At 75.0% G+C, this 23,662-nt stretch carries 18 protein-coding genes and 1 tRNA gene; 9 read left to right on the forward strand and 10 right to left on the reverse strand.

Annotated elements, in window-relative coordinates; genetic code table 11:
* Positions 1-201: 201 nt before the first annotated feature.
* Entirely contained in the window at positions 202-609 is a 408-nt protein-coding gene (locus ACI769_RS15865) for a hypothetical protein (protein ID WP_409141937.1), read from the forward strand.
* A gap of 121 nt (positions 610-730) precedes the next feature.
* Here the strand turns inward: ACI769_RS15865 and ACI769_RS15870 are convergent.
* The 3 genes from ACI769_RS15870 to ACI769_RS15880 all read right to left on the reverse strand — a co-directional run bounded on the left by ACI769_RS15870 (position 731) and on the right by ACI769_RS15880 (position 2,908).
* Positions 731-820: transfer RNA gene (locus ACI769_RS15870), tRNA-Ser, on the reverse strand.
* Between the two features lie 217 nt (positions 821-1,037).
* On the reverse strand, positions 1,038-2,060 hold the full coding sequence (locus ACI769_RS15875) for an iron-siderophore ABC transporter substrate-binding protein (protein WP_409141938.1): 1,023 nt from the start codon (positions 2,058-2,060) through the stop codon (positions 1,038-1,040).
* 8 nt (positions 2,061-2,068) lie between these two features.
* Complete coding sequence (locus tag ACI769_RS15880) at positions 2,069-2,908, reverse strand: siderophore-interacting protein (protein ID WP_409141939.1); 840 nt, start codon at positions 2,906-2,908, stop codon at positions 2,069-2,071.
* A gap of 225 nt (positions 2,909-3,133) precedes the next feature.
* Between ACI769_RS15880 and ACI769_RS15885 the strand changes: the two genes are divergently transcribed.
* The 4 genes from ACI769_RS15885 to ACI769_RS15900 all read left to right on the forward strand — a co-directional run bounded on the left by ACI769_RS15885 (position 3,134) and on the right by ACI769_RS15900 (position 8,118).
* Positions 3,134-3,817, forward strand: a complete 684-nt coding sequence (locus ACI769_RS15885) for a DUF4956 domain-containing protein (RefSeq protein WP_338077463.1) — start codon at positions 3,134-3,136, stop codon at positions 3,815-3,817.
* Positions 3,814-4,710 (forward strand): polyphosphate polymerase domain-containing protein, encoded by an 897-nt coding sequence (locus ACI769_RS15890; protein WP_409141940.1) that lies wholly within the window; start codon positions 3,814-3,816, stop codon positions 4,708-4,710. Before ACI769_RS15885 ends, ACI769_RS15890 begins: the two co-directional genes overlap by 4 nt.
* A complete protein-coding gene (locus ACI769_RS15895; RefSeq protein ID WP_409141941.1) occupies positions 4,710-6,812 on the forward strand; it encodes a carbohydrate-binding domain-containing protein in 2,103 nt (700 codons plus the stop codon). Before ACI769_RS15890 ends, ACI769_RS15895 begins: the two co-directional genes overlap by 1 nt.
* Before the next feature lie 502 nt (positions 6,813-7,314).
* Positions 7,315-8,118 carry an NAD-dependent protein deacetylase gene (locus ACI769_RS15900; protein ID WP_043656515.1) on the forward strand — a complete coding sequence of 268 codons (804 nt, stop codon included), beginning with the start codon at positions 7,315-7,317 and terminating at the stop codon, positions 8,116-8,118.
* Between the two features lie 151 nt (positions 8,119-8,269).
* Here ACI769_RS15900 and ACI769_RS15905 read toward each other — a convergent pair whose 3' ends face one another.
* Complete coding sequence (locus ACI769_RS15905) at positions 8,270-8,701, reverse strand: nucleoside deaminase (RefSeq protein WP_074804208.1); 432 nt, start codon at positions 8,699-8,701, stop codon at positions 8,270-8,272.
* Between the two features lie 325 nt (positions 8,702-9,026).
* Here ACI769_RS15905 and upp point away from each other — a divergent pair, with 325 nt between their 5' ends.
* The 3 genes from upp (at position 9,027) to ACI769_RS15920 (ending at position 11,523) form a co-directional block, all read left to right on the forward strand.
* Positions 9,027-9,662 (forward strand): uracil phosphoribosyltransferase, encoded by a 636-nt coding sequence (upp, locus tag ACI769_RS15910; RefSeq protein WP_021482058.1) that lies wholly within the window; start codon positions 9,027-9,029, stop codon positions 9,660-9,662.
* Positions 9,663-9,977: 315 nt separating this feature from the next.
* Positions 9,978-10,661 carry a winged helix-turn-helix domain-containing protein gene (locus tag ACI769_RS15915; RefSeq protein ID WP_409141942.1) on the forward strand — a complete coding sequence of 228 codons (684 nt, stop codon included), beginning with the start codon at positions 9,978-9,980 and terminating at the stop codon, positions 10,659-10,661.
* Positions 10,662-10,800: 139 nt separating this feature from the next.
* Positions 10,801-11,523 carry an NAD(P)-binding oxidoreductase gene (locus ACI769_RS15920; RefSeq protein WP_034651883.1) on the forward strand — a complete coding sequence of 241 codons (723 nt, stop codon included), beginning with the start codon at positions 10,801-10,803 and terminating at the stop codon, positions 11,521-11,523.
* Positions 11,524-11,554: 31 nt separating this feature from the next.
* Here ACI769_RS15920 and ACI769_RS15925 read toward each other — a convergent pair whose 3' ends face one another.
* Positions 11,555-17,767: a sigma-70 family RNA polymerase sigma factor gene (locus ACI769_RS15925; RefSeq protein ID WP_409141943.1), complete on the reverse strand. Its 6,213-nt coding sequence runs from the start codon at positions 17,765-17,767 to the stop codon at positions 11,555-11,557.
* A gap of 223 nt (positions 17,768-17,990) precedes the next feature.
* On the opposite strand from ACI769_RS15925, the gene ACI769_RS15930 reads away from it, so the two are divergent.
* A complete protein-coding gene (locus ACI769_RS15930) occupies positions 17,991-18,758 on the forward strand; it encodes a hypothetical protein (RefSeq protein WP_043657794.1) in 768 nt (255 codons plus the stop codon).
* 107 nt (positions 18,759-18,865) lie between these two features.
* Here the strand turns inward: ACI769_RS15930 and ACI769_RS15935 are convergent, their stop codons facing one another.
* The 5 genes from ACI769_RS15935 to dnaK form a co-directional block, all read right to left on the reverse strand.
* A complete protein-coding gene (locus ACI769_RS15935) occupies positions 18,866-19,174 on the reverse strand; it encodes a DUF1540 domain-containing protein (protein WP_021482763.1) in 309 nt (102 codons plus the stop codon).
* A 158-nt stretch (positions 19,175-19,332) separates the two neighbouring features.
* On the reverse strand, positions 19,333-19,734 hold the full coding sequence (locus ACI769_RS15940; protein WP_051028413.1) for a heat shock protein transcriptional repressor HspR: 402 nt from the start codon (positions 19,732-19,734) through the stop codon (positions 19,333-19,335).
* A gap of 143 nt (positions 19,735-19,877) precedes the next feature.
* Positions 19,878-20,873 carry a DnaJ C-terminal domain-containing protein gene (locus ACI769_RS15945; protein WP_114552964.1) on the reverse strand — a complete coding sequence of 332 codons (996 nt, stop codon included), beginning with the start codon at positions 20,871-20,873 and terminating at the stop codon, positions 19,878-19,880.
* A gap of 153 nt (positions 20,874-21,026) precedes the next feature.
* Positions 21,027-21,689 (reverse strand): nucleotide exchange factor GrpE, encoded by a 663-nt coding sequence (gene grpE / locus ACI769_RS15950; RefSeq protein WP_051028412.1) that lies wholly within the window; start codon positions 21,687-21,689, stop codon positions 21,027-21,029.
* Positions 21,686-23,569 (reverse strand): molecular chaperone DnaK, encoded by a 1,884-nt coding sequence (gene dnaK, locus ACI769_RS15955; protein ID WP_021479837.1) that lies wholly within the window; start codon positions 23,567-23,569, stop codon positions 21,686-21,688. Before dnaK ends, grpE begins: the two co-directional genes overlap by 4 nt.
* Positions 23,570-23,662 lie beyond the last annotated feature (93 nt).

Consider the following 23,662-nt stretch of genomic DNA (forward strand, 5'->3'; position numbering starts at 1 on the left):
GCAGACCGCGGCGCGGAGGGGAACTCATCGCTGCACCGCCGCACGGCCCGAGAGCCTTCAGGCGACGGGCCGTCGTCCGTCACCGCGGGTGCTCGTCGCCTCGCTACAGTGCGGTCACCGGCGGCGGTCGTCGGTCGGACAGCCGACGACGAGGAGAGTGCCGTGCGACCGGTATCAGACCAACACCCCCGACTGGCCCGGATGGACGCGTGGACCTGGAAGTTCCGACTGTGGGCCCCTCCGCTGATGTGTCCGCCGTTACTGGTGTCGGCGGTCCTCGTCCCGGTCCCGCCGGGAACGACGGCCTTCGTGTTGGCGGCTTTCACGCCTAGCACCATCGTCCTGATGTGGGAGCAGGCGCGGACCCGCCGATGGCATCCGCCGGCGGACGAGAAGACGCCCCGACGGATAGCGGTTGGCGTCGTCGCGGTGGCGGCGGCAGTCGTGGCGGCCTACTACGCCATGCAGATGTGGGGCGGCGTGGGCTGCGTCCTGGGAGCGATCGCCTGGTACGGCGCGACGTGGGCCGCCGCACGGCACATCGCTGCGCAGCTGCGCGCTGTGCAGGAGCGACGGGCAGCAGCGGCACAGCCGGCGACCGTGAAGTGACGAGCATTGGAGCGCTGGCGCGTCCCGGCCAGGCCCAGGGCGCTCCGAGAGGGCGACAGATATCTCCGCATGACGAAGGGCCCCACAGCCGCAAAATTCTGCGGCTGTGGGGCCCTTCGGGTGGCGGTAGCGGTGGGATTTGAACCCACGGTGGACTTTCACCCACACACGCTTTCGAGGCGTGCTCCTTAGGCCGCTCGGACACGCTACCTCGCCGGGATACCCGGCCCAGGAAGGATACCTGGTCACACCCCCGGACACCGAATCGGCCGGTCAGCCGGTCCTGCGCCGGGTCGCACACGCCCCCTCGACGCCCGCGCGGGACGGACCACCCGGCCCGCCCCGCGCCGTCGGCCCGCGCCCCCCGTTGGGCCGCGCCCGCGGCCAGACCGCGCCGCCGTCGGGCACCCCGCCGCCAGGCACGGGCGTCACTTCCCGGCGAGCGCCTCGGCGAACAGCGGGGTGACGTTGTCGATCGCGTAGATCACGGCCGTGGGCGTGCCGAGCGAGAAGGCGTTGGAGAGGTCCTTGTCGTCGAACACGACGTAGCGGCCGTCGGCGACGGACGGCACGGTCTGGAAGATCGGGAGCGCCTCGACGTCGGCGGCGTTGAAGCCGATGGGCTGGATGACGGTGAGGTCGGCGTCGAGCAGGTCGACGTTCTCGGTGCCGAGGGTGGCGGAGAACTCCTCGCCGGCGGCCTCGTCGATCTCGGGCTTGGTGTCGAACCCGAGGCCCTGCATGAACTCGCCGCGGCTGGAGGTCGAGACGTAGGCGCCGAAGCCCTCGGCCCAGTAGGACCCGATGACGGCGGTCTTGCCCGCGAACTCGGGGTGGTCCTCGCGCGCGGCGGCGAACGCGTCGTCGACCTCGGCGAGCAGCTCGTCGCCGGCCTCGCTGCGCCCGAGGGCGGCGGCGATCATGCCGACCTGGTCCTCCATGGGCGTGAGGTAGGCCTCGCCGCCCTCGGGGATGGCGACGGTCGGGGCGATCTCGGAGAGCCGCTGGTACCGCTCGGGGTCGCCGGACGACTTCACGTCGAGGATGACGTCGGGGTCGAGCACGGCGATCTGCTCGTACGACGGCTCGAGGGTGCCGATGATCTCGGGCGACTCGTCGTACGCGTCGGCGAGCCACGGGCCGACGCCGTCGCCGCCGAACGCGAGCCAGTCGCTCGCGCCGACGGGCTGGACGCCGAGCGCGAGGGCGGTCTCGGCGTCGCCCCACCCGAGCGCGACGACGCGCTCCGGCTCCTCGGGGATCTCGACGTCGCCGAACGCGGTGGGGATGGTCACCGGGAAGGTGTCGGCGGCGCCGTCGGCGGCGGTGCTGCCGGACGGCGTGGGGTCGCCGGAGCCGTCGCCGGACGAGCACGCGGCGAGCGCGAGGACGGCGAGCGCGGACACGGCCGCGAGCGCGCGGCGGGGACGGGTGGTGCTGGTGCGGTGCATGGGACTCCTCAGTCCTCGAAGATCTGGCCGACGGGCTCGCGCTTCTCCGCCTGGAAGCGGTCCTCCGCGCGGCCGTAGGCCCAGTAGCCGGAGAGCGACAGGTCGGCGCGCGGCACGCCGCGCTCCGTGAAGACGCGGCGCAGGGCCTTCATGGCCCCGCGCTCGCCGTGCGCGAAGACGTGGACGCGGCCCTCGCGCCACGGGAGGTCGGCGACGGCGTCGGGCAGGAGCGTCGTCGTCCCGGCGGGCGCGTCGCCGCGCAGCACCCAGGTGACCTGGACGTCGTCGGGCGCCTCGAGCGGCAGGCGGTCCGCCTCGGTCCCGACCTCGAGCACGGCGTGCCCGACGGCGTCGCGCGGCATGGCCTCGAGCGCGGCGGCGATCGCGGGGAGCGCGGAGTCGTCGCCGGCGAGCAGGTGCCAGTCGGCGGCCGGGTCGGGCAGGTACCCGCCGCCAGGGCCGGAGAGGACGAGGCGGTCGCCGGGCTTCGCGCGCGCGGCCCACGGCCCGGCGAGGCCCTCGTCGCCGTGCACGACGAAGTCGATCGCGAGCCGCTGCGCCGCCTCGTCGACCCAGCGCACGGTGTACGTGCGGGTGACGGGCACGTCCTCGGGCGCGAGCGTGTCGCGCAGCGCCGCGACGTCGTAGGGCGGTTCGAGGCCGAGCTCGGGCTTGGCGAAGTAGATCTTGACGTACTTGTCGGTGTGCTCGTTCGTCGTGAACGCGGCGAACCCGTCGCCCCCGGCCACGACGCGCACGAGGTGCGGGGAGAGCCACGCGGTCTCGAGGACCTCGAGGACCGTCTGCGGGCGGGCGCGCCGCGGGGCGGGCGCGGTGGTGGTCGACATGACAACCTCTCGTCGGTGACTTAGGTGAGGCTAACATCACCGCCTGGGCGCGAGGTCGTGACACCGGTCACCACCTGTGCCGAGCAGCGTGGATCGCGCGGTCGAGAGGCCCCGAGGGAACTCATACACGCACCCTGTGCCCTCCACAGCGGCCGCACAGGCTCGACCGGCGGAATGGGGACGTCCTCGACCACGGCGCCCAGCGCCCCGGCACCCGGAGGCCTCGTGTCCCAGCCCGTCCTGTACCTCGTCGACCTCGTCGCGGTCACCGTCCTCGCGTTCGGCCTCTACTTCCCCCGGCACCGCCGCCGGGACCTCGTCGTCGCGTACCTCGGCGTCAACGTGGGGGTGCTCGCGGTCGCGGCGACGCTCGCGACGAGCAGCGTCGGCGCCGGTCTGGGGCTCGGGCTCTTCGGCGTCCTGTCGATCATCCGCCTCCGCTCGACCGAGCTCTCGCAGACCGAGGTCGCCTACTACTTCGCCGCCCTCGCGCTGGGCCTCCTCGGCGGCCTCGGCGCGGCCACCGGCTGGCTGTCCCTCGCGGGCATGGCGCTCGTCGTCGGGGTGATGGCCGTCGTCGACCACCCGCGCGTCCTGCGGCGCGCGCAGAGCCAGACCGTCGTCGTCGACCGCGCCCTCGCCGACCCGGCCGAGCTCACGCGCTACCTGGAGGAGCTGCTCGGCGCCGAGGTCCGCGGGGTGAGCGTGCAGCGGCTCGACCTCGTCAACGACACGACCTGGGTCGACGTCCGCTGGACCGCGCCGCGCACGCCGCGCCGGGGCGCGCGCCCCGCCCGTCCCGCCGTCCTGCCCGACGCCGTCCCCCCGCTCGCGGCCGACGCCGCGCCGCTCCGCGTGGCCGCCACGGCCCCGGACGGTCTCCCCGCCCGGACGGGGGTGCGCGCATGAGCCCGCAGACCCTCTCGGCCGACGACCGCGTGCGCGCCGCCCTGCACCCGCTCGCCGGGGTGGACCTCGACGAGCTCGTCGGGACCGCCGCACTGCTGACCCGGGTCGACCGGAAGTACGTCCTGCCCGTGGACGACGCGGTCGCCGTGCTCGACGCCCTCGCCCGCACGACCGCCGCGCGCGTCCTGGAGATCGACGGGGCACGCAGCGCGGCCTACGAGTCGGTGTACTTCGACACGCCCGACCTCGCGTCGTTCCGCCTCACGGCGACGCGCCGCCGTCGGCGGTTCAAGGTCCGCACGCGCACGTACCTCGACTCCGGGACGAGCTTCCTCGAGGTCAAGACGCGCGCCGCGCGCGGCACGACGCTCAAGCAGCGCGTCGCGCACGACTGCCCGACGGCGCTCGACGGCGGGCAGGAGTTCGTCCACCGGACCCTCGCCGCCGAGGGCATCGACGGCGTGCCGGAGCACGCGCTGGCACCCGGCCTCGTGTCGCGGTACCGCCGCACGACGCTCCTGCTCCCCCGGCCCGACGGCGCCGCGCGCGCCACCGTGGACACCGGGCTCACGTGGGAGCTCGACCGGCCCGACGGCGCCCGGCCCCTCTCCTGGCCCGTCACCCACCTGGCGGTCGTCGAGACGAAGGGCGGCTCGACGCCGTCGGACCTCGACCGGCTGCTGTGGCGGCACGGCCACCGCCCCGAGCGGATCTCGAAGTACGGCACCGGGCTGGCGCTGCTGCGCCCCGACCTGCCCGACGGCCCCTGGCGGCGCGTGATCCGCCGCCACCTCACCCCCTCCCCGGGCGGCACGACGTCCGACCGGACTCCCGACCACCACCTCGCCCGACACCCCGCCCGCACCCCCGGGCACGACGACAGGAGCCTGTGATGCGCATCCGACGACCCCTCACGTACCTCACCGCGGCTGCGGCGGCCGCCGTCCTCGCCGGCTGCTCGGTCCTGGGCAGCGACGCCGCCACGGACGACACGTCCGCGAGCGCGAGCACCACAACCTCGACCGCCGCGTCCGACGCCGTCGCCGGCCTCACCCCCGAGGAGGCGCGCGCCGACAACGCCGAGGTGACGGTGGACGACGCCGACCTCGCGGTCGACGAGGCGTCGGCGACGACCGTCGCGCTCGACGGCGGCACCGCCACCGTGGACGGCGACGGCGTGACCGTCGACGGCGCGACCGTCACCGTGACCGCCCCCGGCACGTACGTGCTGAGCGGCACCCTGGAGGGGCAGGTCGTCGTCGACACCGCCGAGGACGGGCTCGTCCAGCTCGTGCTCGACGACGCCGACATCACCTCCCCGACCAACGCCGCCGTGAACGTGCAGGACGCGGAGAAGGTCGCGGTGGTCCTCGCCGACGGCTCGACGAACAGCCTCACCGACGCCGAGGAGCCCTCCGAGCTGGACGCCGACGGCGAGCCCGACGGCGCGCTGTTCTCGACGGCCGACCTCGTGATCGGCGGCGACGGCGCGCTCACCGTGACGTCGCACGCGAACGACGGCATCGTCTCGAAGGACGGCCTCGTCGTCGCGGGCGGCGACCTCACCGTCGACGCGGGCGACGACGGCCTGCGCGGCAAGGACTACCTCGTCGTCACGGGCGGGACGCTCGACGTCACCGCCGCGCAGGACGGGCTGAAGTCCACCGAGGACGGCGACGCGGCCCTCGGGTTCGTCGACGTGCGCGGCGGGGACGTCGCCGTCACGTCGGGCGACGACGGCGTCCAGGCGGTGACGGACGTCGTCGTCTCCGGCGGCACGCTGACCGTCACCGCGGCCGGCGGCGCGGGTACCGACGTGAGCGACGACGCGTCCGCGAAGGGTCTCAAGGGCGACGTGGGGGTCGTGGTCGGCGACGATGCGACGGTCACCGTCGACGCCGCCGACGACGCCCTGCACTCGGACGGCGCCGTGTCCGTCTCGGGCGGGACCGTCGAGCTGTCGTCCGGCGACGACGGCGTGCACGCCGACGGCGACGCCACCGTCTCCGGCGGTGACCTCACGGTCACGACGTCCGTCGAGGGCATCGAGGGCGCGACCCTCACGATCTCCGGCGGCGACGTCGACGTGACGGCGAGCGACGACGGCCTCAACGCGACGGTCGGGTCGACAACCGGCACCGGCGAGGGCGACGCGGCGGCGGGCGGCTCGGCGGCAGGCGACACGGCAGCAGGCGGCTCGGCGGCGGGCGGCTCAACCGACGGCACGATGCCGGAGCCGCCGGACGGTGCACCGGGTGGCACGGCGGGCGACACCCCGCCGGAGATGCCGGCCGACGGCGAGATGCCCGAGCCCCCGCAGGGCGGCGACCTGCCCGACGGTCTCGAGCCCCCCGACGGCGCGAACCTGCCGCAGGGCGGCCCCGGCGGCGGGGCGGGCGGCATGGCGGGCGGCGGCATGGACGCCGACGACGGCTCGTCGCTGACGATCTCCGGCGGCACGCTCACGATCGACGCCGGCGGCGACGGGATCGACTCGAACGGCTCGCTCACGGTCACGGGCGGCGAGACGGTCGTCCAGGGTCCGACCAACGACGGCAACGGCGCGCTCGACGTGAACGGCACGTTCACCGTCTCCGGCGGCTCGCTCGTCGCGGCGGGCAGCGCGGGGATGGTCGTCGTCCCGGCCACGGACTCCGAGCAGGGCTGGCTCGCCGCCGACGTCTCTGCGAGCGCCGGCGACACCGTCACCGTCACGGCGGCCGACGGCACCGGCGTCGCCGAGCTCACCGTCACCAAGGAGACGGCGAACGTCGTCGTCTCCTCCCCCGACGTGACGACCGGCGAGACCTACACGGTGACCGCCCCGTCCGGCTCGGTGACCGCCGTCGCGGGCGAGTGGTCGGGCACCGCAGGCCCGGGCGGCGCCGCGCGTCGGCCCGGCACGACAGGGGACGGCGCTGCGGAGGACGGCGCTGCGGAGGACGGCGCGACGACGGAGGGCAGCACGACCTCCGGCACGATCACCGAGTCCTGACCGCATGTCGCCCGGGCCGGAATCCCGGCCCGCGCGTTCCACCGAGGTAGAGCCCAGGTCACGCGAGGTAGAGGCGTGGTCACAGGTCTACCGACCCGACCGCGGCTCTCCTTCGCGTGAACCGCGGCTCTACCTCGCGTGACCTGGGCTCTACCTCGCCCAACCACGGCTCTACCTCGCGTGGACCACGCCTCTACCTCGCCCGACCACGGCTCTACCTCGCGGGACCTCGGGGCTCCCTCGGGGTGACCAGGGCTACCTCGGCAGGCCGGGTTTCTGTCCCCGCTCTCGTCGTACCGTGGGAGACGTGCCCAGCGACCCGACCGCACCGTCCCCGACCGACCCGACCGAACCGACGACCGCCTCCCCCGCGCACGTGGCGACGTCGGCCGCCGACCTGCCGTCCGCCGTCCCGACCCTGTCGTCGCGGCTCGCGTGGCGGCCGAGCCAGCCGCCGGCGGGCGCGGAGCCGGCGCCGCGGACAGGGACGGTCGAGGACGCGGTGGAGCTGCTGCGCGGGCTGCGGGTCACGGCGCTCACGGGCGCGGGCGTGTCGACGGACTCGGGGATCCCGGACTACCGCGGCCCGGACTCCCCGCCGCGCAACCCGATGACGTACCAGCAGTTCGTGCAGGACGAGGCGTTCCGCCGCCACTACTGGGCGCGCAACCACGTCGGGTGGCAGCACGTGCACCGCACGCACCCGAACGCGGGCCACCGGGCGCTGGCGCGGCTGGAGGACGCGGGCGTGCTCGTCGGGCTCATCACGCAGAACGTGGACCTGCTGCACGAGGACGCGGGCAGCCGCAACGTCATCGACCTGCACGGCCGCTACGACCGCGTGATCTGCCTGCAGTGCGGGCGCGTCATCTCGCGCGAGCACCTGGCCGAGCGCCTGACCGCCCTCAACCCGGGGTTCCTGGAGAGCGTCGGCGACGTCGGCGACGTGGAGATCGCGCCGGACGCGGACGCGGTGATCGAGCAGACGTCGCACTTCCGGCCCGCACCGTGCGAGTTCTGCGGCGGGGTCCTCAAGCCGGAGATCGTGTACTTCGGGGAGAACGTGCCGCGCGAGCGGGTCGACCGTGCGTTCGCGATGGTCGACGAGGGCGACGCGCTCCTCGTCGCCGGGTCGTCGCTCACGGTGCTGAGCGGGCTGCGGTTCGTGCGGCACGCGGCGAAGGACGGCAAGCCGGTCGTCATCGTCAACCGCGGCTGGACGCGCGGTGACCCTCTCGCGACGCTCAAGATCGAGGCCGGCACCACGGAGACCCTCACCGCCCTCGCCGAGGCGCTCGCGCGCTGAGGTGTGTCGGGTCGGGAGCGGTGGGGAGGGACGACGACGCCGGGTCTACCATCCGGCGCCTCGTTCCTCGGCGCCTCCCGCCAGGCCCGCCACGACCCGGCGTCGCCGTCCCTCCCCACCGCCGCGCAGGCCACCTCGGCCGCGTGGCAGCTCAGCGCTGCGCGCCGAAGAAGTCGCGGAGCAGCCGTGCGCACTCGTCCTCGCGCACGCCGCCGACGACCTCGACGGCGTGGTTCGCGCGCTGGTCGCGCACGAGGTCCCACACCGAGCCGGTCGCGCCGGCCTTCGGGTCCCACGCCCCGAGCACGAGCCGCTCGACGCGCGCCAGCACGAGCGCGCCCGCGCACATGACGCACGGCTCGAGCGTGACGACGAGCGTGCAGCCCTCGAGGCGCCACTCCCCCCACGTCGCGGCGGCCTGGCGCAGCGCGAGCACCTCGGCGTGCGCGGTCGGGTCGCCCGTCTCCTCGCGCCGGTTGCGCCCCACGCCGAGCAGCCGCCCGTCCGGCCCGACGACGACCGCCCCCACGGGCACGTCGGCGCTCGCGAGCGCGTGGGTCGCCTCGTGCAGCGCGAGGCCCATGAGGGCGTCCCACGTCCGGCGGCGCCCCGCGACCGTGGCGGGCGGGAACGCGCCCTCCGTGGCAGGGATCGCGAGCCCGCGCGGCACGGTGCCCGACGCCGTCCCCTCCTCCGGGTGCGCGAGGTCGCCCCGGTGCGCGGGGTCGCCCGAGCGGGCGAGGCCGCCCGGGTGGGCCGGCTCGCCGGGGTGGGCGACGTCGTCGGGCACGGGACCTCCGGTCGGTAGGAGCGGGCCGCACCAGGCTAGCGACCGGGCGCCCACCCCGTGCGCGGACCGGTTACCGGCCGGTACGGCGGACGGCCCGCCGTCCGATACCGTTGTCACCATGCGCCTGCACGTCGCCGACCACCCGCTCGTGGCCCACAAGCTGACCGTCCTGCGGAACAAGGAGACGACGTCCTCGACGTTCCGGCTCCTCGTCGACGAGCTGGTCACGCTCCTCGCGTACGAGGCGACGCGGGACGTGCGCGTCGAGCCGCACGAGATCGAGACGCCCGTGACCAGGACGGTCGGCGTCCGGCTCGCGGAGCCGCGCCCCCTCGTCGTGCCGATCCTGCGCGCGGGCCTCGGCATGCTCGAGGGCATGACGCGGCTCCTGCCCACCGCGGAGGTCGGGTTCCTCGGGATGCAGCGCGACGAGGAGACGCTCGAGGCGGTCACGTACGCGAACCGCCTCCCCGACGACCTCACGGGCCGGCACGTGTTCCTGCTGGACCCGATGCTCGCGACGGGCGGCACGCTGGTCGCGGCGATCGACTACGTCTTCGCGCGCGGGGCGCGCGATGTCACGGCCGTGTGCCTGCTCGCCGCCCCGGAGGGCATCCAGGTGCTCGAGAAGGCGGTCGGCGAGCGCGTCGACGTCCAGCTCGTGGTCGCGGCGGTCGACGAGCGCCTCGACGAGAAGGCATACATCGTGCCCGGGCTGGGCGACGCGGGCGACCGCCTGTACGGCGTCGTCTGACGCTCCCACCTGCACGAACACCCGCCGGGACGCCCCGCCCCCTGCTTGACACGCCCGGAACGCGAGATCGCCGCGTTCCGCATGCTGAGAACTTCCACGGCTCCTCTTGGCGTGCCGTGCGCTCCGCTGCCATGCTCGCTCCCGTGAGCACCTCGACCCGTCCCGTCAGCGCGCCGTCCGGCGTGCTCCCGGGCGCGGTCGTGTGCGTCTGTTGTCAGGCCTGAACCCTCTCCCGCACCTCGGTTCAGCCCTCGACCCCTGCCGACCCGCCGGACTCCCGGCGTCGCCGTCGGCCCGACGCACCCGGAGCCACCCATGACGCTCACCGCTACCCGCACCGCACGCCGCACGCCGTCGGCCCGCGTCCCCGCCGCCCGGGCGACGACGCCGCGCCCCACCGCACCGCGGCCCGCCCCCGCACCCCGCGCGGCGGCGCCCGAGCCCGCCGCCCCGCGGCGCAACCCCGGCTTCGTGCTCTACGTCGGCGTCGACGCCGCACCGGGCGAGCAGCCGCAGGCGCAGCTCGTCGAGCTCGCCGAGGCCCTGGGCGAGCTCGCGCGCGACTGGCTGCCGAGCGCCGAGACGTACACGGCGCTCGCGCTCGCCGAGCTCACGACCGCGACGACGTCGCCCGTCCAGGACATCGCCGCGTTCCGCGAGCGGCTCGCGACCCTCTCGCCCGTGCCGCGCGTCGTCATCGACCCCGCGGGGCGCACGGTCACCGTGGAGGGCCGCTCGGCGCGCCTGACCTTCCGCGAGTTCGAGCTGCTGTCGTACCTCGCGCGCACGGCGCACCGGGTCGTGACGCGCGCCGAGCTGCTGGAGACCGTGTGGGCCGACCACGAGGTCGCGAGCGGCAGCCGCACCATCGACGTCCACGTGCGACGCCTGCGCGAGAAGCTCGGGCTGGAGCACGTCATCACCACGGTCCGCGGGCTCGGCTACCGGTTCGACCCGCAGACCCCTGTCGTCCTCGGCGGCTCGGGGGACGCCGCCTGAGGACCGCGCTGCCGGGCCGCGGTCGACGTGGGGGTACGTGGGGGACCACGCGCCCGGCAGCGCAACCCCCTCCTGTGACGACCCTCGCACGCCGCCCGCTCGCCGGGCGCGGACGCGCGTGCGGCGATACGTTCGGCCCATGCGCACAGTCATCGCGGGAGGTCACGGCCAGGTGGGCCGTCGCCTGGCCCGGACGCTGGTGGAGCGCGGGGACGACGTCGTCGCCTTCGTGCGGTCCGCCGCGCAGATCACGGATCTCACGGAGCTCGGCGCGCACGTCGCGCTCGTCGACCTCGAGAAGGACGACGCCGTCGCCGTGTCCTTCGAGCTCGAGGGCGCGGACGCCGTCGTGTTCGCCGCGGGCGCCGGACCCGGCAGCGGGGCGCCGCGCAAGGACGCGGTCGACCGCGCGGGCGCGGCCCTCCTCGCCGACGCCGCCGAGCGCGCCGGGGTGGGGCGCTACGTCCTCGTCTCGTCGCGGGGCGTCGAGGCGGCCCGCGCCGACGAGCGCCCCGACGGCGTCGACGACGTGTTCTGGGCCTACCTGCGCGCGAAGGCCGCCGCGGAGGACGACCTGCGCGCCCGCACGGACCTGCAGTGGACGATCGTCCGGCCCGGCCGTCTCACCGACGACCCGGGCGTCGGGCTCGTGGCCCTCGCCCCCGTGGGCGACGGCGACAAGCCGCGCGGCAAGCGGCGCAAGCCCGGCGCCGCCGTGGGCGAGCGGTCCGACGTGACGCGCGACGACGTCGCGCTCGTGCTCGCGGCGGTGCTCCACGAGCCCCGCTCGGCCGGACTCGTGCTCGACCTCGTGGGCGGCGACCGCCCCGTCGAGGACGCGCTCGCCGACGTCCTGCCCTGACCGCCCGGCCCGGCGACGGACGTCGGGCGCGTCAGCCCTCGCAGCGGGCCTCGCGCTGCCAGATCACCCCGAGCGGGTCACGGTCGGGCCGGATGAGGACGTTCGCGATCCGCGCCGTGTAGTTCCAGCCGCCGTAGGACACCTCGTCGCCGAAGCCGTACCACTCCCCCGCTTCCCACGCGGCGTAGCACGCGGGCGCCGCGCTGAAGGGGTCGACCACGAGCTGCTCGGACCACGACCCCGCGTGCAGGACGTACTTCGCCCCGGACCCGGAGGCCTCGCCCAGCGCCACCGTGCGGCGCTCGCCCGCCGCGAGGTCCCACTGCCCCTTCGCCTGCCCGGTGACCCGGAAGGTCAGCGGGACGTTGGAGCCCGCGTTGTCGAGGAGCACGGACACCGTGCGGAACGAGTCACCACGCTTCGCGTCGTAGTACGGGTCACCGAGGACGAGGCTCCCGCCCGGCGCCACGACCGCGCAGTCGAGCGCGTCGAACCGGGCCGTCACCGTCTCCGCGAACGGGGTGCCGAGGACCGTGCGCGAGAGCTCGAACGTGACCGCACCGGACCGCACCGCGAGGGCACCCGCGGGCAGGTCGACGCTCGCGCTCGCACCCGGCGCGACCTCGCCGAGGTCGCGCGTGCCGAACGGGGTGCGGACGACGACGCGGGTCGGCTCGTCGGCGTCGTTCCGCAGACCGGTCGTGAGCACCACCCCGCCCCCGCCGGGCGCGCACTGCGTCGTCGCCGTGAGCGTCGCCGCCCAGTCGGGCACGTACGCCGCGCCCCGGTAGGTCGCCGCGAGGGCGGAGTCCTGGAAGCCCTTCCCGAGCACCCAGCGGTACTGGCGGAAGGTCACCTTCCCGGCCTTGACGTCGAGCGCGCCCGTGTCGATCGTGAAGGTCGCCGTCTCCCCCGGCTTGATGCCGCTCACCGGGGCGGAGTCCCCGAGCGCTCCGCCGAGCATCCGGGCGTCGAGCGTCTCCGCCGTGTCGTTCGTCAGGGTGCCGACGAGCCGGATCGAGCCGTCCTGCCAGCGCGCCTCGACCGTCGCCGTGCGCGCCCACGACGGCGCGTAGGTCGTCGCGGCGTACGCCGCGGTCAGCGTGCTCCCCGCCAGGCCGGGGGCGTGGGCCCGCTCGACCGCGAACGTGGCCGTTCCCGCCGGGACGTCGCGCAGGCGTGTGTCGACGGCGAGCGTCGCGGTCGCGCCCGGGGCGACCTCCACGGGCGCGGCGACCCCGTACGGCGTCGTCATCGTGACCCGCAGCGTCGTCGCCCGGTACGGGTTGTGGAACGTCCCGCGCACGACCGTCGAGCCGGCGCCCGCGCCCTTCGGCACGACCCACGTGGCGGTCGCCGACGCGGAGCCGTCCGCGACGGACCAGTCGAAGCAGTCGACGCCCGGGACCTCGTGGCTCGCGAGGGCCGCGCTGTCGGCGAGCACGTCGAGCGTCAGCGACGCCTCCCCGACACCGCCGGGCAGGTCGACGACGGCGTCCCGGCCGCCGTCGACCGTGCGCGTCAGGTCGTCGCGACCGGCGACGGCGAACACCACGGGGACGGTCGAGCGCGTGTTGTCGTAGCGCAGCGCGACCGGGGCGGACGACCGCTCGGTCGCCGGGTCGAGCCGGCACGCCCCGACGGTCGGCGAGTCCACCGCGGGCGCGTGCCGCACGGCGTCGTACGCGGCGGTCACGACGTGCGACCGGCCCGAGCCGTCGAGCCGGGAGACGCGGAACGCGACCTCGCCCGCGGCGACCTGCCGGGAACCGGTGTCGAGGGTCAGCACGGCCTCCGCGCCGGGTGCGACGTCGACCGCGCGCGTCGTGCCGAGCTCTCCGCCGTCCAGGGCCACGCGCAGCGTCGCCGCCGCGTGGTCGTTGCGGAAGGTCCCGCTCACCACCACGGAGCCGCCGCCCTCGGCGGGCGACCACTCCGCCGTCGCCGAGCCCTCGACGCGCCACTCGAAGCAGTCGACGCCGTCGACCACGTGGCGCGCGACGGGATCCCCGTCCGCGACGACCGCGAACGTCGCGCCCTGCGCACCGACACCACCGGGCACGACGACGTCACGCATCTCGCCACCCGCGAGCGTCGCGGTCAGGTCGTCACGGTCGGCGACCGAGAACGTCACCGGCACCGTCGACGCCGCGTTGTCCAGGTGCAGCGTCACCGGCGCGGACGACGTGTCCGTCGCCGGGTCGAACACGCACGTGCCGACCGTGGGCTCGCGCGACGCCGACGGCGCGTGCCGCGCAGCGTCGTAGGACGCCCGCACCTGGTGCGGCTCCGCACCGGGCGCACCGACGCGCGCCACCCGGAACGTCACCGACCCCGCCGCGACGTCCCGCGAACCCGTGTCCACGGTGAACGACGCCTCCGCGCCCGGCGCGACCTCCACGGCCTCCGCGGCGCCGTGCCGACCCGCGGACATCGAGACGCTCAGCGCCGCCACCGCGTGGTCGTTGCGGAACGTGCCCTCGACGACGAACGAACCGGTCTCCGGCGACCAGCGCGTCGTCGCCGAACCCTCGACGTCCCACGCGAAGCAGTCGACGCCGTCGACCACGTGCCGCGCAACGGTCTCCCCGTCCGCGACGACCGCGAACGTCGCGCCCTGCGCACCGACACCACCGGGCACGACCACGTCACGCATCACGCCACCCGCGAGCGTCGCGGTCAGGTCGTCACGGCCGGCGACCGAGAACGTCACCGGCACCGTCGACGCCGCGTTGTCCAGGTGCAGCGTCACCGGCGCGGACGACGTGTCCGTCGCCGGGTCGAACACGCACGCGCCCACCGTGGGCTCGCGCGACGCCGACGGCGCGTGCCGCGCCGCGTCGAACGACGCCCGCACCTGGTGCGGCTCCGCACCAGGTGCATCGACGCGCGCCACCCGGAACGTCGCGGACCCCGCCGCGACGTCCCGCGAACCCGTGTCCACGGCGAACGACGCCTCACCGCCCGGCACGACCTCCACGGTCTCCGCGGCGCCGTGCCTGCCTGCGGAGAGGGCCACGCTCAGCGCCGCCACGGCGTGGTCGTTGTAGAACGTGCCCTCGACGACGAACGACCCGGTCTCCGGCGACCAGCGCGTCGTCGCCGAGCCCTCGACGTCCCACTCGAAGCAGTCGACCGCGCCGACCGTGCGCGAGACGAGCGCGTCGCCGTCGGCCCGCAGCGCGTACGTCGCAGGCGCGGCTCCCGCCGGAGGAAGCTCGACCTCGGCACGGGCCCGCGCCGGGACCGTCTGCGCGAGGCCCGGGTGCCCGTCGACCGAGAACTCGACCGGGAGGGTGGAGGCCGAGTTGTCGAAGGCCAGCGTCGCGGCGGCTGACGACGTGTCCGTCTCGGGGTCGAACACGCACTGCGCGACCGCAGCGTCCGGGACGACCGGCGCGATCGTCTGGCCGTCGAGCGCGAGCGCGACGTCGCTCGGCGGCCGCGAGACGACCGCCTCGCCGCCCGGCCCGACGAGCAGCCGCTCCTGCGAGAGCACGAGCATGCTCGCGGGCACCGCGGGCGCGTTGACGTCGACGACCAGCGAGGCGTTCTCACCGACGCTCGTGCGCGCGGGGAGGTCGGCCGCGTGCCACGCGGGCGTGTCGGGCGCGGCGAGGCCGACCGTGACGGGCGCGCCCGTCCGGTTCGCGACGTCGGCGGTGTACCGCACCGTGCCGTCCGCGTTCTCCGCGCGGACCTGGACGCCGTCGGCCCCGAGCCACGCGAGCGGCACCGCCGCGCTCAGGGTGCGGCTCGCCGTGACCGCCTGGTCGTCGGCTCCGGCCCGCACCTCGACGGGGACGTCGGCGGGGAGCACGCGGAGCGCGCCGTCGTCGCGCTGCTGGATTTCGGGCACGAACGCACCGTTCGCGCGCAGCTCGACCGCCAGCTCGACCGACCGTCCCGCGGACGCACCCCGGGCCGGCGCGGGCAGCACGGTGTCGCTCGCGCACTCGAGCGCGGCGCCCCGCGCGGGGGTGGTGCAGGTCCAGCCGTCGTCGACAGGTCGGAGGGACAGCCCCTTCGGCAGCTCGGGCACGGTGAAGCGGACGCCCTGGGCATCACGGTCGCCGGTGTTGGCGGCCGTGAGCGTGAGCGTCGCGGACCCGGGGTTCGCCGCGAGCGTCACGCGCTCGTCGTCGAGCCGGACCTCCGCGCCGACGTACTTCAGGGGCGGCGGCGTGAGGTTGCGCTCCACCGTGCGCAGGCCCTCCGCCTTCACGCGCGCCGGGAACTCGTAGACGCCGCCGCCCCGGGCCGTGACCGTGACGACGAGGTCACGCGCCTCGCCGGGCGCGAGCACGCCCACCGCGCACGCGAGCGTCCCGCCCGCGGCGGCAGGCCCGCACGGGAGCGCAGCCGTGCGCAGCGCGGGGGCGACCGACGCGCCGCGCGCGACGACCGACGACGTGACGGCCTCGACGCCGGCCGGCAGGTCGACCTCGACCGTGACGTCCTGCGCCGCCCTCCCGCCCGAGTTCGACACCGTCAGGCGCACGTCGGCGGGCTTGCGCGCCTCCATCTCGATGCCGGTCCCGAGCGCAACGTCGAGCGCGGCCGGAGCCGGCTCGGGCGGCGGGTCGACGGGCGTCGGCTCGCCGGTCCCCGGGTCGACGGGGGTCGAGCCGCCGGGAGCCGGGTCGGTGGGCGTCGAGCCGACCGGGGTCGTCCCGCCGGGCGCGCCCCCATCCGCAGGTGGAGCCGTCGTCGCGTCGGGGGTGGCGGAGTCCGTCGGCGCCGGCGGGATGTTGGTGGGGGACGTCGGGTCCGTCGTGGGGTCGGGCGTCGGGGCGGTCGTGCCCGAGCTCGGCGAGGGCGACGGAGACGGAGAGGGGGACGAGCCGGACGGCGCCGGGGACGACTGCGAGATCGGTGACGGCGTGGGCTCGGGAGTGAAGGCCCCGAGCGCGCCCGCGACGCCCAGCCCGGCGACCGCGAGCACGCCCACGGTGACCGCCGCCGCGGCGATCGGCGCGGACGCGACCAGCGCGAGCAGGCCTCCGGCCCCGGCCGCGGCCAGGGCACCGCCGCCCGCCGCCGCACCGCCGACGGCCGCTGCTCCACCCACTGCGGCGACCCCCGCACCCGCGCCCGCACCGGCCGCTCCCCCGGCGACGCTGCCCGCGGCACCGACGGCTCCCGCCGCCGCACCGGCCCCGCCGATCACCCCGGTCCCGGCGGCACCCGCACCGGCGCCGCCGCCGACGCCCGCACCGGCCCCGGCACCGGTCGCCGCACCGGATCCGCCCGCCGCGCCAGACCCGCCGGCAGCACCCGAACCGCCCGCCGCGCCAGACCCACCGGCGCCCGATCCTCCGGCGCTCGACCCACCGGCGCTCGACCCGCCCGCGCCGCCCGACCCACCGGCGCCCGAACCGCTCGCCGTCCCGCTGCCGGACGCGCCCTGGAGCGCGGCCACGAGCCCGCCGGCGACCGCCGCGCCACCCGTGGTGGGCAGCGCCGTCCCGACGAGACCGAGCGCGCCCACGCCGAGCACGAGCGGGGCGATGACGGCGCGCATGCCGTGGGAGACGTCGCCCAGCTCGAGCACGAGCCCGCGGCAGTCGTCGCAGCCCTCGAGGTGCGACTCGACGCGTGCCGTCTCGCGCTTGGCGAGGCCCCCGCGCACGTACGACCCGAGGAGCGCGTTGACCGTGCGGCACTCCTCAGCGGGCACGGACGTGAGGTGCTGCTGGAGGTACGCCTGGCGCAGCCCCTCGCGGGCGCGGTACGCGAGCGCGGAGACGCCGTTCGCGGTGAGGCCCAGCAGCGGGGCGATCTCGGCCGGGGACAGGTTCTCGACCTCGGTGTACCAGAGCACGGCACGCCACCGCTCCGGCAGGTCCTGGTAGGCGCGCGTGACCGTCGAGCGCTCGAAGCCCTCGAGCGTCGGGTCCTCCGTCGAGGCCATCGGGCCGAACGCGGACTCGAACGTGCGCTCGTCGTCGGTCGGCTGCGTGCGCCGCGCCCCGCTGACGAGGTCGTACGACAGACGGCGCACGACCGTGAAGAGGTAGGCGCGGAACGTGACGTCCGGGCCGCCGCCGTTCTGCAGCACGGAGAGCGTGCGGGCGAACGCGTCGGACACGACGTCGTCGGCGTCGGCGCCCGAGCGGACGTACTGGCGCGCGACCGTGCGCGCGGCCCCGGCGTGCCGCTCGTAGAGCACCCCGTAGGCGCTCGTGTCCCCTGCACGTACGGCGGTGATGAGCTCGGCGTCGCTGAACGCCTCGCTGTCCACCCGTTGTGCCTGCGTCATCGTCACCCGCCCCGGAGACCGCCCCGAACCGAGGCTACGGTGGCCATAGTAGACGCCCGTCCATCTCACGGGCAGAGGGTTCCCGCCACCGGAACAGGAACGACGGTGCTTTCTGGCTTTCGTCCCCTTTCACCCGGGACGTGAGGTCCTGGAAACTTCTCGCCGTTCCCGCGTCATGGACGGCTCGTCCGGACGTCTCATCTACATGGACCACCTCCCGGGGTACGCCGTGCCCGCGACCGACGCCGTGCGCGAGCGGTGGCGGCGCGCGAGCGCCGACAGCGTCTGGCTACGGCCGGGCGACTGGTACCACCCTGCCGTCGACGCGCTCGTCGAGGCGTTGTGCGAGGAGCGGGACACGACGCCCGCCGCCGAGCGGCTCGGCCGCGTCCGCGCGGAGGCCGGGGTCGGGATCGGCGAGGCCATCGACGACGTCGTCTGCCTGTACCGCGCCCACGACCGCGAGCCGGTCGTCGACCTGGTCCGCGGCGTGGCGGTCGGCTGGTCCGAGGGGTACGAGGCCAGCCCCGTGACACCCGAGGTCCTGGACCCGGAGTCCGGCCTCGCGACGACGCAGTACCTGGTGCACCGGCTCCGCGAGACGTACGGCGCGGCCGAGCGCGCGGGCCTGGACGCGACCCAGACCCACGGGCTGCTCGTCGTCGACGTCGCGCTCGACGACCTGACGGGATGGCAGCGGTTCGCGCGCTCGGCGGCGATGGGCCGCGCGCTCACCCACACGTTCGGCGAGGGCCACCCCATGGCCTCGATCGGCAACGGGCTCTTCGTCGTGCTCGGCGAGCGGGACGCGGACGACGCGATGGTGCGCACCGTGCTCCGCCACAACATCGAGCGCACCGGTCTCGCGCTGGGCGTCACGGCCATCCTGCGCCGGCCGCCGCGCGTCTGGCTCGAACCGCTCCCCCGCACCCACACGGCGGCCGTCCAGCTCCTCGACACGCTCCAGCGCTGACACGACGACGCCCCGTCCCACGCGGGCGAGCACGTGGTCCGGGGCGTCCGGGGGCGTCTGCGGCCGGCGGGTGACCGACCGCCCGCGAGCAAGGCGGCGACCGCGCGTCAGCGCGGCGTGAAGGTGAGGCAGTCGGCCCGGTCCTCGCCGGACGCGCCCGCCCCGACGCGGATCGACGGCGCGGAGCACTCGAGCGAGGCGTTGTGGACGCACTCCGTGCGCTGGCAGGCCCCGACGTGCGCGAGCACCTTCTCCAGCCCGCCCTTCGTGCCCAGCGGGATGAAGGTCGCGCACTCGGCGTCGCCCGTGTGACCGGCGATGGTCACGGCGCCCGCGTGGCACCCGTGGTCGTGGTTGTAGCCGCAGCCGTCGATGGAACACTCGACGACCTGGGGCATCTCCGTGAGGCTGCTCATCGCGATCTCCTGTCTCCGAGGACCCGCCGTGGGTCGGTCTCCGCGTTCCACGGTATTCCCGGAATTCCTCGGTGTATAGCAAGGAAGGCCTTGCTAAGAAATGCAGGAATGCGCTGCAATTAGCGCACGGCATTCTTGCGGAAATGCCTCGTCGCAGGTCAGTTGTCGGTGCCGTCGGCCCGGGGCCGCCAGATGACGAGCGCGCGCGCCTCGCCGTGCTCGACGAGCGTCTCGCGCAGGGCCTCCTCGACCCCGCGCCGCACGCTGCGCCCGCGCGGCACGACGACGACGTCGCCGCTCGCCGCGGCGGCGAACACGCGGCCGCCCGGCTCGACGCGCGCCGAGAGCGCCTCGATGCGCCGCTCGAGCCGCTCGACCTGGGACTCGAGGGCGAGGATCCGCTGGATGCCCGCGAGGTTGATGCCCTCGTCGTGGCTGAGGCGCTGCACCTCGAGCAGCTTCGCGACGTCGCGCAGCGAGTACCGCCGCCCCCGGCCCGCGGTGCGGCGCGGCACCACGAGGCCGAGGCGGTCGTACTGGCGCAGGGTCTGCGGGTGCATGCCCGCGAGCGCGGCGGCCTGCGAGATGACGAGGACGGGCGCGTCCTGGTCGACGTCGCTCGCGGGAGCGCGTCCGACGCCGCTCGAGTCCCCACCGATCGAGAGATGATGAGTTTCCTGCTGGGGCATCATGGTCGCCCCCCTCACTCCGCGGCCTGGCGGACCAGGTCGGCGCGCACGTCCTGGCCGGCGGTCTCGGCGGCGAACGTCTCGACGGCCTCGCGCGCGGCCTTCGAGAGCTTCTGCGGCACGGCGACCTGGACCGTGACGAGCAGGTCGCCGGTCGACTTGGCGGTCTTCACGCCGCGGCCGCGGACGCGCAGCGTGCGCCCGGAGGGCGTGCCGGCCGGCACCTTGACCTTGACGGTCGAGCCGTCGAGCGTCGGGACGGCGATGGTGGCGCCGAGCGCGGCCTCGGGGAACGTCACCGGGACCGTGATCCGCAGGTTGTCGCCGTCGAGCGAGAACACCGGGTGCGGGGTGACGTGCACGGTGACGACGAGGTCGCCGTCGGGCCCGCCCGCCGTGCCGGGGCGGCCCTTGCCGCGCAGCCGGATCTTCTGGCCGTCGCGGACGCCCGGCGGGATGCGCGTGGTGACCGTGCGGCCGTCGACGGTGAACGTCACGGTCGACCCCTCGACCGCCTGCCGGAACGGCAGGGTCGTGGCGGCCGCGAGGTCGGCGCCCGCACGGGGGCGGGGGCCGCCGAACTGCTGGCCCGCCGCGCCGCCGCCGAACATCGAGCCGAGGATGTCCTCGAACCCGCCCGCGCCCTGGCCGCCGGTCGAGTAGCGCACCCGGGTGCCGCCCGGGCCCCCGCCGCCGCCGAACATGCCGCCGAAGACGTCCTCGAAGCCCGCTCCCCCGGCACCGCCGGGGCCCGCGGAGAAGCGCGCGCCGCCGCCCGCCATCGCCCGGATCGCGTCGTACTGCTCGCGCTCCTTGGGGTCCGACAGCACCGCGTACGCCTCGCCGATCTCCTTGAACTTGGCCTCGGCGCTCGCGTCACCCTGGTTCTGGTCAGGGTGGTACTTGCGGGCGAGCTTGCGGTAGGCCTTCTTGATCGCGGCGTCGTCGGCGTCCTTGGGGACGCCGAGCGCGGCGTAGAAGTCCTTCTCCATCCAGTCCTGTCCGGTCACGGCGCCTCCCTCCTGTCGGTGGTCGTGGTCCTGGTCCTTCGTTCCGTGGCTGCTGCCGGTGGGTCTGCTGCTGGTGATCCTCGCGTGCCCGACGGCGGAGCGCACCTCCGCGCGGGAGGTGCGCCCGCGCCGTCGGGCACGAGGAAGGGGTGGCTACTGCGGGCCGACGACCGAGACGCGCGCGGCGCGCACGACCCGCTCCCCGATCCGGTAGCCCGGCTCGATGACGAGGTTCACCGTGGTGGCGGTGGCCTCGGGGTCGGGCTGGTGCATGAGCGCCTCGTGGACGGTGGGGTCGAACTCGTCCCCGACCGCGCCGTAGCGCTCGATCCCGAACTTCTCGAGCGACGCGTCGAGCTTGTCGGCGATGGCCGCGAACGGCCCCGTCAGCTCGCCGTGCTGCCGCGCGCGGTCGATGTCGTCGAGGACCGGCAGGAGCGCGGTGAGCACGTCCTCGATCCCCTTCGTGCGCGCGGCCTCCTGGTCGCGCAGCGACCGGTTGCGGTAGTTCGTGAAGCTGGCCCGCTCGCGCTGGAGCGCGTCGAGGTGCTCCGCGGCCTCGGCCTTCGCCGCGAGGACCGCGGCGTCGACCCCGGCCTCGTCGGACGGCTCGAAGTCGAGGCCCGCGAGCGGGTCCGTCTCCGCGTCGTCGCCCGCGGAGCCGCCGGCCTCGCCCTCGGGGCGGGGCCGACCGCTCTCCGGGTCGACCTTACGCTTGTCCGTGAACTGGAAGGGCTTGTCGTCGGAGCCCTGCCCGGGCTCGCGCCCGGCCTGCTCCTCGGGGCCCTGCGGGTCGGTCGGTCCGTCGGCCGTCACTTGCGCTCGTCCTCCTCGTCCACGATCTCGGCGTCGACGACGTCCTCGTCCGGGGCGGACGTCGCGCCCGCCGCGGCGGTGGCGTCGTCCTGCGCGGCGCCGGGGTTGCCGGCGGCCTGCTCCTGCTCGGCCGAGGCGTAGAGCGCCTGGCCGATCTTCTGCGAGGACGCGACGAGCTTCTCGTGCGCGGTCTTCACGGCGTCGGCGTCCTCGCCCTCGAGCGCGGACTTGACCGACGCGATGTCGGCCTCGACCTCGGTGACGACGTCGGCGGGGAGCTTCTCCTTGTTCTCGGAGACGAGCTTCTCGGTCGAGTAGACGAACGCCTCGGCCTGGTTGCGGGTCTCCGCGTCCTCGCGACGCTTCTTGTCCTCGGCCGCGTGCTCCTCGGCCTCCTTGACCATGCGGTCGATGTCCTCCTTGGGCAGCGCCGAGCCGCCCGTGATGGTCATCTTCTGCTCCTTGCCGGTGCCGCGGTCCTTCGCGCCGACGTGGACGATGCCGTTCGCGTCGATGTCGAAGGTGACCTCGATCTGCGGCACGCCGCGCGGGGCCGGCGCGATGCCGGTCAGCTCGAACGTGCCGAGCGGCTTGTTGTCGCGCGCGAACTCGCGCTCGCCCTGGAACACCTGGATGAGCACCGACGGCTGGTTGTCCTCGGCCGTCGAGAAGATCTCGCTGCGCTTGGTCGGGATGGCCGTGTTGCGCTCGATGAGCTTGGTCATCACGCCGCCCTTGGTCTCGATGCCGAGGGACAGCGGGGTCACGTCGATGAGCAGGACGTCCTTGCGGTCACCGGAGATGACGCCGGCCTGCAGGGCCGCGCCGACGGCGACGACCTCGTCCGGGTTGACGCCCTTGTTCGGCTCCTTGCCGCCCGTGAGCTCCTTGACGACGTCGGTCACGGCCGGCATGCGGGTGGAGCCACCCACGAGCACGACGTGGTCGATGTCCGAGACGGAGACGCCCGCGTCGGAGATGACCTTGTGGAACGGGGCCTTCGTCCGGTCGAGGAGGTCCTGCGTCATCTGCTGGAACTGGGCGCGCGTGAGCTTCTCGTCCAGGTGGATGGGGCCGTTCTCGCTCATCGAGAGGTACTGCATCGAGATGGTGGTGCTCGTCGCGGACGAGAGCTCCTTCTTCGCCTGCTCGGCGGCCTCGCGCAGACGCTGGAGCGCGATCTTGTCCTTCGACAGGTCGACGCCCGAGCTGTTCTTCACCTGCTTGATGAGGTGCTCGACGATGCGGTTGTCCCAGTCGTCGCCACCGAGGCGGTTGTCGCCCGAGGTCGCGCGGACCTGGATCGTGGAGAAGTCGTCCTCGTCCTTGCCGACCTCGAGGAGCGAGACGTCGAACGTGCCGCCGCCCAGGTCGAAGACGAGGATGAGCTCGTCCTCCTTGCCCTTCTCCAGGCCGTAGGCGAGCGCGGCCGCGGTGGGCTCGTTGACGATGCGGGTCACGTTGAGGCCCGCGATCTGCCCGGCGTCCTTGGTCGCCTGGCGCTCGGCGTCGTTGAAGTACGCCGGGACGGTGACGACCGCGTCCGTGACGGGCTCGCCCAGGTACTCCTCGGCGTCGCGCTTGAGCTTGCCCAGGATGCGCGCGGAGATCTCCTGCGCGGTGTACTTCTTGTCGTCGATCTCCACCGACCAGTCGGTGCCCATGTGGCGCTTCACCGAGCTGATGGTGCGGTCGACGTTCGTGACCGCCTGGCGCTTGGCGACCTCGCCGACGAGGACCTCGCCGGTCTTGGAGAAGGCGACCACCGACGGCGTCGTGCGCGACCCCTCGGCGTTCGCGATGACCGTGGGCTCTCCGCCCTCGAGGACGGCGACCACCGAGTTGGTGGTGCCGAGGTCGATCCCGACTGCTCGTGCCATGTGTGTGCCTCCGTCGTTCTGGGTGCCCGACGGCGCTGCTGCGCCTCGGCACACCGGGTTGAGTCTGCTTCACTCAAGGTAGATCCGTGGTCG

Source organism: Cellulosimicrobium sp. RS (assembly GCF_046159675.1).
Lineage (GTDB): Bacteria > Actinomycetota > Actinomycetes > Actinomycetales > Cellulomonadaceae > Cellulosimicrobium > Cellulosimicrobium funkei.

Bases quoted from the DNA above. Each gene is read 5' to 3' on its own strand.
- ACI769_RS15865 (WP_409141937.1), top strand. From the start codon at position 202: ATGGACGCGTGGACCTGGAAGTTCCGACTGTGGGCCCCTCCGCTGATG.
- ACI769_RS15875 (WP_409141938.1), bottom strand. From the start codon at position 2,060: ATGCACCGCACCAGCACCACCCGTCCCCGCCGCGCGCTCGCGGCCGTG.
- ACI769_RS15880 (WP_409141939.1), bottom strand. From the start codon at position 2,908: ATGTCGACCACCACCGCGCCCGCCCCGCGGCGCGCCCGCCCGCAGACG.
- ACI769_RS15890 (WP_409141940.1), top strand. From the start codon at position 3,814: ATGAGCCCGCAGACCCTCTCGGCCGACGACCGCGTGCGCGCCGCCCTG.
- ACI769_RS15895 (WP_409141941.1), top strand. From the start codon at position 4,710: ATGCGCATCCGACGACCCCTCACGTACCTCACCGCGGCTGCGGCGGCC.
- ACI769_RS15905 (WP_074804208.1), bottom strand. From the start codon at position 8,701: ATGGGCCTCGCGCTGCACGAGGCGACCCACGCGCTCGCGAGCGCCGAC.
- upp (WP_021482058.1), top strand. From the start codon at position 9,027: ATGCGCCTGCACGTCGCCGACCACCCGCTCGTGGCCCACAAGCTGACC.
- ACI769_RS15915 (WP_409141942.1), top strand. From the start codon at position 9,978: ATGACGCTCACCGCTACCCGCACCGCACGCCGCACGCCGTCGGCCCGC.
- ACI769_RS15920 (WP_034651883.1), top strand. From the start codon at position 10,801: ATGCGCACAGTCATCGCGGGAGGTCACGGCCAGGTGGGCCGTCGCCTG.
- ACI769_RS15930 (WP_043657794.1), top strand. From the start codon at position 17,991: ATGGACCACCTCCCGGGGTACGCCGTGCCCGCGACCGACGCCGTGCGC.
- ACI769_RS15935 (WP_021482763.1), bottom strand. From the start codon at position 19,174: ATGAGCAGCCTCACGGAGATGCCCCAGGTCGTCGAGTGTTCCATCGAC.
- ACI769_RS15940 (WP_051028413.1), bottom strand. From the start codon at position 19,734: ATGCACCCGCAGACCCTGCGCCAGTACGACCGCCTCGGCCTCGTGGTG.
- dnaK (WP_021479837.1), bottom strand. From the start codon at position 23,569: ATGGCACGAGCAGTCGGGATCGACCTCGGCACCACCAACTCGGTGGTC.